Here is a 5,945-nt window from a genome sequence, read left to right as displayed (position 1 = left end):
CGTATAGGAGGCGACGCCGGGCGCGACCGCGGCCGCCGAGAGCCCGGCGGGCCGCGCCAGCCGGGCGACCAGTCGTCCGAGCAGGGTGCGCCGCAGCGGGCCCGGCATCAGCTCCGCGGCCGCGGCCAGCGCGGCGCCCGGCCCGTACGCCGCCAGGATCCACGTGCCGACGCTCATCGGGGAGCTCGGCTTCGCCACCCGCAGCATGTGGTGGAACCGCTCCGGGCGGCCCAGGTCGGCGATCAGGAAGTACATGCTCGCCAGGAGGCTGGCCAGTGCGCCGAGCCTGCCCGACCGGCGCAGGCCGGGCCGGCCGCTGAGGTCGGCACCGGCGGCCAGCAGCGCCGAACCCCCCGACAGGCCGCCGGCGAACAGGTAGGCCGCGATCTTCCATTCCCACACCGGCGTCTTGAGCACCGCGCGTCCGTAGTAGGACCGAAACTCCGCCCGCGGCACCGCGAGCTGCTCACGGTTGCCGCCCCCGCGGCCGAACATCTGTGCGTGGATGTCCCTGGCCCCGGCGTCGCTGCGCTGCTCCCGCAGCAGCGGATCCTGATCGCCCGCACCGTCGCTCATCGCCCGCCCCGACCCAGGAAACTCGACACCGCGGCGGCGACGAGGGCCGACGCCGCCATCCCCGCGTATTTCCACATCGTGCCCGCGTCCCGGGTCGGCACCACCGGGTCCGGGGGCAACCCGTAGACCTCGGGCTCGTCGAGGAGCAGGAAGAAGGCGCCGTCACCGCCCACCCCGTCGTCGGGATCGTGACCGTACAGGCGCGCCTCGGGCACCCCCCGCTCGTGCAATTCCTCGACGCGGCGGGCCGCGCGCTCGCGCAGCTCGTCCAGCGGGCCGAACTGGATGGAGTCGGTGGGGCAGGCCTTGGCGCACGCCGGCTCCAGCCCGTCGTGCAGCCGGTCGTAGCACAGGGTGCACTTCCAGGCCCGGCCGTCGCCCTCGCGCCGGTCGATCACGCCGTACGGGCAGCCGGACACGCAGTAGCCGCATCCGTTGCAAATGTCTTGCTGCACAACGACCGTGCCGAACTCGGTGCGGAACAGCGCGCCCGTCGGGCAGACGTCAAGGCAACCGGCATGCGTGCAGTGCTTGCACACGTCGGAGGACATCAGCCAGCGAAACGACGTGCGGGCCTCCGCGCCGGTCGCGTCACCCGGGCGTTCGAACTTCGGGACGCCGAGGTCCACGCCGGTCGTGCCCAGCTCGCCGCCGCCGCGCGGGGTGGCCTCGATCGCCGACGCGGCCACGTGCGCCGACTGTTCGCTGCCCGACGGCCCGGTCGGCCGCCCCGCCAGCCCGGGATCCTGCTCGCCCAGGGGGCGGGCCTGCTCGATGAACGCGACGTGCCGCCACGTGCTGGCGCCCAGCATGCCGGTGTTGTCGAAGGACATGCCCAGCAGGTTGAAGCCGTCGTCGGGCACCATGTTCCATTCCTTGCACGCCACCTCGCAGGCCTTGCAACCGATGCAGATCGAGGTGTCGGTGAAGAATCCCACCCGCGGCGGGTGGTCGTCGGGATAGCCCGCGTTACCGGCCGGGTCGTCCAGGGGTCCGTAGAAGCTGTTGTCGCTCATGGCTTTTCCTCCGGTTCGGCGTGGCCGACCCCGTCGGTCCGGGTGGTGTCGATGTGCGTGCCCGTCTCGGCCGTGACGCCGGCGCGCCGGCGGTAGTCGGCCACGTATTCCAGCAGCGCCGGGCCGCGTGGCCGGCGGCCCGGCCGCACGTCGCAGGTCGCGACCTTGCTCTCCTGGATGAACACGTTGGGATCGAGCACCACCCCGAGCAGGTCATTGACCACGTCACCGTCGACCAGCCCGGCACCGCCCCAGTGGTAGGGCATCCAAACCTGTTGCACCACGCGGTCTTCAATGCGAAGGGGCGTCATCCGGTCGGTGACGAACACCCGCGCGTCCACCGCGGTCCGGCTGGTGATCACGTGCGCCCAGTCCATGTGCGTCAGGCCGCGCAGGCGCGCCAGCTCGGGTGACACCTCGACGAACAACGCGGGCTGCAGCTCGGCGAGGTAGGGCAGCTGCCGGCTCATCCCCCCGGCGGTGTGGTGCTCGGTCAGCCGGGCGGCGGTGAACACGAAGGGGAACACCTCGGCGTGCGCCTCCGGTGGCGACGGGTTGGACGGATTGTCTTTGCGCCCGTACACGATTCGCGTCGGGTTGCCCTGCTGTGCGTAGAGCGCGTTGCGCACCGGCGACTCGTGCGGCTCGTAGTGCGTCGGCAGGGGGCCGTCGGCCAGGCCGTTCGGCGCGAACAGCCAGGCCTTGCCGTCGGCCTGCATGACGAACGGGTCGTCGCCGCGCAGCGCCTCGACGCCCACCGCCCCGTCGGGCGGGCGGTAGTCCGGCGGCTTGGTCTTCTCGAAGTCGGGGATGTCGTGGCCGGTCCATTCGCCGCGCTCCGGGTCCCACCAGACGAGTTTCTTGCGTTCGCTCCACGGCCGGCCCCCCGGGTCGGCCGACGCCCGGTTGTAGAGCACCCGGCGGTTCATCGGCCAGGTCCAGCCCCACTCGGATTCGTAGGGCCCCTGCTCCTCTTTCGGTTTGCGCCGCGCCGCCTGATTCACCTCGTCGGCGTACACGCCGCTGTAGATCCAGCACCCGCACGCGGTGCTGCCGTCGGCCTTCAATTCCGTGTAGCCGTTGACCGCCCGGCCGGAGGTGAGGTCGACGCCGTTCATGCGGCGCAGCACGTCCTCGCCCGACGGTTCGTCGCCCTCGGCGTCCTCGGTCGCGTAGTCCCACGCCAGGTCGAGCAGGGGCCGGTCCCGCTCGTCGGTGGACCCGGCCAGTTTCTCGCGCAGCTTGCGGCCCAGGTGGTAGAAGAACCACAACTCCGAGCGGGCGTCGCCGGGCGGATCGACCGCCTTCTCGCGCCATTGCAGCATTCGCTGGGTCTGGGTGAAGGTGCCGGCCTTCTCGACGTGGCCCGCCGCCGGGAAGAAGAACACCTCCGTCCGGCAGGTCTCCGGCGCGATCTCGCCGGTCTCGATCTCGGGGGAGTCCTTCCAGAAGGTGGCGCTCTCGATCATGACGAGGTCGCGCACCACCAACCAGTCGAGGTTGGCCATGCCGAGGCGCTGCAGTCGCCCGTGCGCGGACCCGACGGCGGGGTTCTGGCCGAGCAGGAAATAACCGAACACCTTGCCGTCGATCATGTCCATGACCGTGCGGTAGGTGCCGTGGTCGCCGCTGATGCGCGGCAGGTAGTCGAAGCAGAAGTCGTTCTCGGCGGTGGCGTGCTCGCCCCAGTACTCCTTGAGCAGCGACACCATGTACGAATCGGCGTTGTGCCAGAAGCCTTTCTGGTTCTGGCTGCGGACCCTGTCGAGGTAGTCGGCGAGGGTTTCCTGGCCGGCGTGCGGCATCGCGAGGTAGCCGGGCAGCAGGTTGAACAGCGTCGGCACGTCGGTGGAGCCCTGGATGCTCGCGTGCCCGCGCAGCGCGAACACGCCACCGCCGGGCCGGCCGATGTTGCCCAGCAGCAGCTGGATGATCGACCCGGCGCGGATGAACTGCGCACCCATCGAGTGCTGCGTCCAGCCCACGCTGTAGACCAGCGCGGCGGTGCGTTCGCGCCCGGAATTCTCCGCCCAGGCCCGCGCGACCTGGAGGAACGTTTCGGCCGGCACGCCGCACACCCGCTCCACCATCTCCGGGGTGTACCGGGCGTAGTGCCGCTTGAGGATCTGGTACACGCAGCGGGGGTGTTGCAGCGTGGGGTCGCCCGGAATTTCGCCGGCGCCGCCCTCCACCGCCGCCCCGCCGGAACCCAGCTGGTCGGGCGCGGCGCTCTGCTTTGCGGCCGCCCCGCCGCGGCCGCCGTGGTGGGTGGACTCGTAGTGCCAGCTCGCCGGGTCGTAGGAGGCGGTCTCGTGGTCGTAGCCGCTGAACAACCCGTCGAGATCCTCGGTGTCCCGGTAGTTTTCGTCGACCAGGAACGAGGCGTTGGTGTAGGCGGTGACGTACTCCCGGAAGTCGAGCTCGTTGGACAGGATGTAGTTGATCACCCCGCCGAGGAAGGCGATGTCACTGCCGGCGCGCAGCGGCACGTGCCGGTCGGCGACCGCGCTGGTGCGGGTGAAGCGCGGGTCGATGTGGATCACCTCGGCGCCGTTCGCCTTGGCCTCCATCACCCACTGGAATCCGACCGGATGGGCCTCGGCCATGTTGGAGCCCATGATGACGATGAAGTCCGAGCTGGCGAGGTCTTGCTGATAGTCCGTCGCCCCGCCGCGACCGAAGGAGGCTCCCAGACCGGGAACCGTGGCGCTGTGTCAAATACGCGCCTGGTTCTCGATCTGCAGGGCGCCCAGGGCGGTGAACAGCTTCTTGATCAGATAGTTCTCTTCGTTGTCCAGCGTCGCGCCACCGAGGCTCGCGACGCCGAGGGTGCGGCGCAGGGTGTTGCGGTCGGCGTCGAAGTCCTGCCAGCCCTTGCGGCGGGCGTCCAGCACCCGGTCGGCGACCATGTCCATGGCCGTGTCGAGTTCGAGCTCCTGCCACTGCGTGGCGTAGGGGGCGCGGTAGCGCACCGTGGTTTCCCGCTGCGGCCCGGTGACCAGTTGCTTGCTCGCGGATCCCTTGGGGCACAACCGCCCCCGGGAGATCGGGCTGTCCGGGTCGCCCTCGATCTGGACGACCTTGCCGTCGGTGACGTACACCTTTTGCGCGCAGCCGACGGCGCAGAACGGGCACACGGAGCGGGCGACGCTGTCCGCGGCGGCGGTGCGGGGCTGCAGCCCGGCGGAACGCTGGGACTCGGCGGCCTTGCCGCGGGCCAACGCGTCGGCCCCGGTGAGCTGCCGGTAGACCGGCCACGACTCGAACAACTTCTTGAGGTCCATCGGTGTCCGTCCTCTCGCGTCTTCCCCGATCCAACCACAACACGGCGACGGCGGGCGGACTACGGATCCTCGGCGCCCCCGCCATCGCCGCGATGGCGCGCACCGATTGCGCTGTCCGTCATGACGATTGGCGCCGATGGACGTTCACCACTGGCCGGTGCGGCGGGCCGGGTGACTCCGCCGAGCGGAGCTCTACCCGTTGGCGCGCCCGTCAAACAGCGTTCGGGTGCCGTCGCCGGCGCGCCGCGTGATGCGGCGCGCGTCGAGCCGCTCGAGCAGCGGCACCGCGACCCGCCGGGTGGTGCCCAGCGCGCGGCGCGCGTCGCTGACGGTGAACGGCTGCGGCAGCGACGCGAGGATCGTTGCCGCGCGCTCCAGCGCGTCGGGTCCGAGCACCACCCCGTCGGCGATCCGGGTGAGGCGTCCCGCGCGCACGGCGGCGGCCAGCTCGCGGGCGCCGAGCCCGAGCTCGGCCAGCTCGTCAGCCTCCGGCGCCCGGAACGGCTCGGCGGTCAGCCACTCTTCGACGGTGCGCACCGCCTTGTCGACGCGGGCCGGCAGGCCCGCCCCCGGCGGGCGGACCAGCCCGTCGACCGCCCGAAGGCCCGCGCCCTCGAGCAACTTCGGCAGCAGTTCGGCGGACGGCAGCCCGGCCCGCTGTCGCAGCGTCTCGAGCGGGATCCCCGCCGCGATGTCGTGGTCGTCGCCCCATTGCCGCACGGCCGCGACGGCGCGCTCGCGCCGCCCGTCCCACCAGCGGGGGTCCACCACCCAGTCGCCCACCCGCAGCCCGGACAGCGGCATGCCCATCGCCCGCAGTTCGGCCGCCCGGGCGCAGTCCGGCGGCCGGACTGCGCCGGTCGCCAGCTCGGCGGCTCGCTCCCGCGCGGCCCCGCGGCGGCGCAGCTCCGGCGGCCGGACGTCGAGCACCTCGATTCCGGCCGCGATCCGGTGTTCCCCGGGATCGCGCAGCAGACCGACGTCCCCGACCCGCAGCGGCAGGGCCCGCGCCAGCCGCAGCCGGGCCGCCGCCTCCCCCAGCTGCCGCACCCGCACCGGCACGGCCGCC

At 72.0% G+C, this 5,945-nt stretch carries 4 protein-coding genes; all 4 read right to left on the bottom strand.

All coding sequences use genetic code 11. The features are described from left to right. Positions 1-495 (bottom strand): NrfD/PsrC family molybdoenzyme membrane anchor subunit (gene nrfD, locus HMPREF0591_RS01740; RefSeq protein WP_167310127.1); only part of this gene is annotated, 495 nt, incomplete at its 3' end. 77 nt (positions 496-572) lie between these two features. Continuing rightward, positions 573-1,592 carry a 4Fe-4S dicluster domain-containing protein gene (locus HMPREF0591_RS01735; protein WP_007166664.1) on the bottom strand — a complete coding sequence of 340 codons (1,020 nt, stop codon included), beginning with the start codon at positions 1,590-1,592 and terminating at the stop codon, positions 573-575. After that, a complete protein-coding gene (gene fdh, locus HMPREF0591_RS01730; RefSeq protein ID WP_139093756.1) occupies positions 1,589-4,876 on the bottom strand; it encodes a formate dehydrogenase in 3,288 nt (1,095 codons plus the stop codon). Before fdh ends, HMPREF0591_RS01735 begins: the two co-directional genes overlap by 4 nt. Before the next feature lie 192 nt (positions 4,877-5,068). Beyond that, on the bottom strand, positions 5,069-5,945 hold an 877-nt coding region (locus HMPREF0591_RS01720; RefSeq protein ID WP_007166661.1), incomplete at its 5' end, for a SelB domain-containing protein.

It is taken from the genome of Mycobacterium parascrofulaceum ATCC BAA-614 (genome assembly GCF_000164135.1).
GTDB classification, from domain to species: Bacteria; Actinomycetota; Actinomycetes; order Mycobacteriales; family Mycobacteriaceae; genus Mycobacterium; species Mycobacterium parascrofulaceum.
The sequence above is the reverse complement of the archived record's forward strand: the minus strand, read 5'-3'. Positions and strand labels throughout refer to the sequence as shown.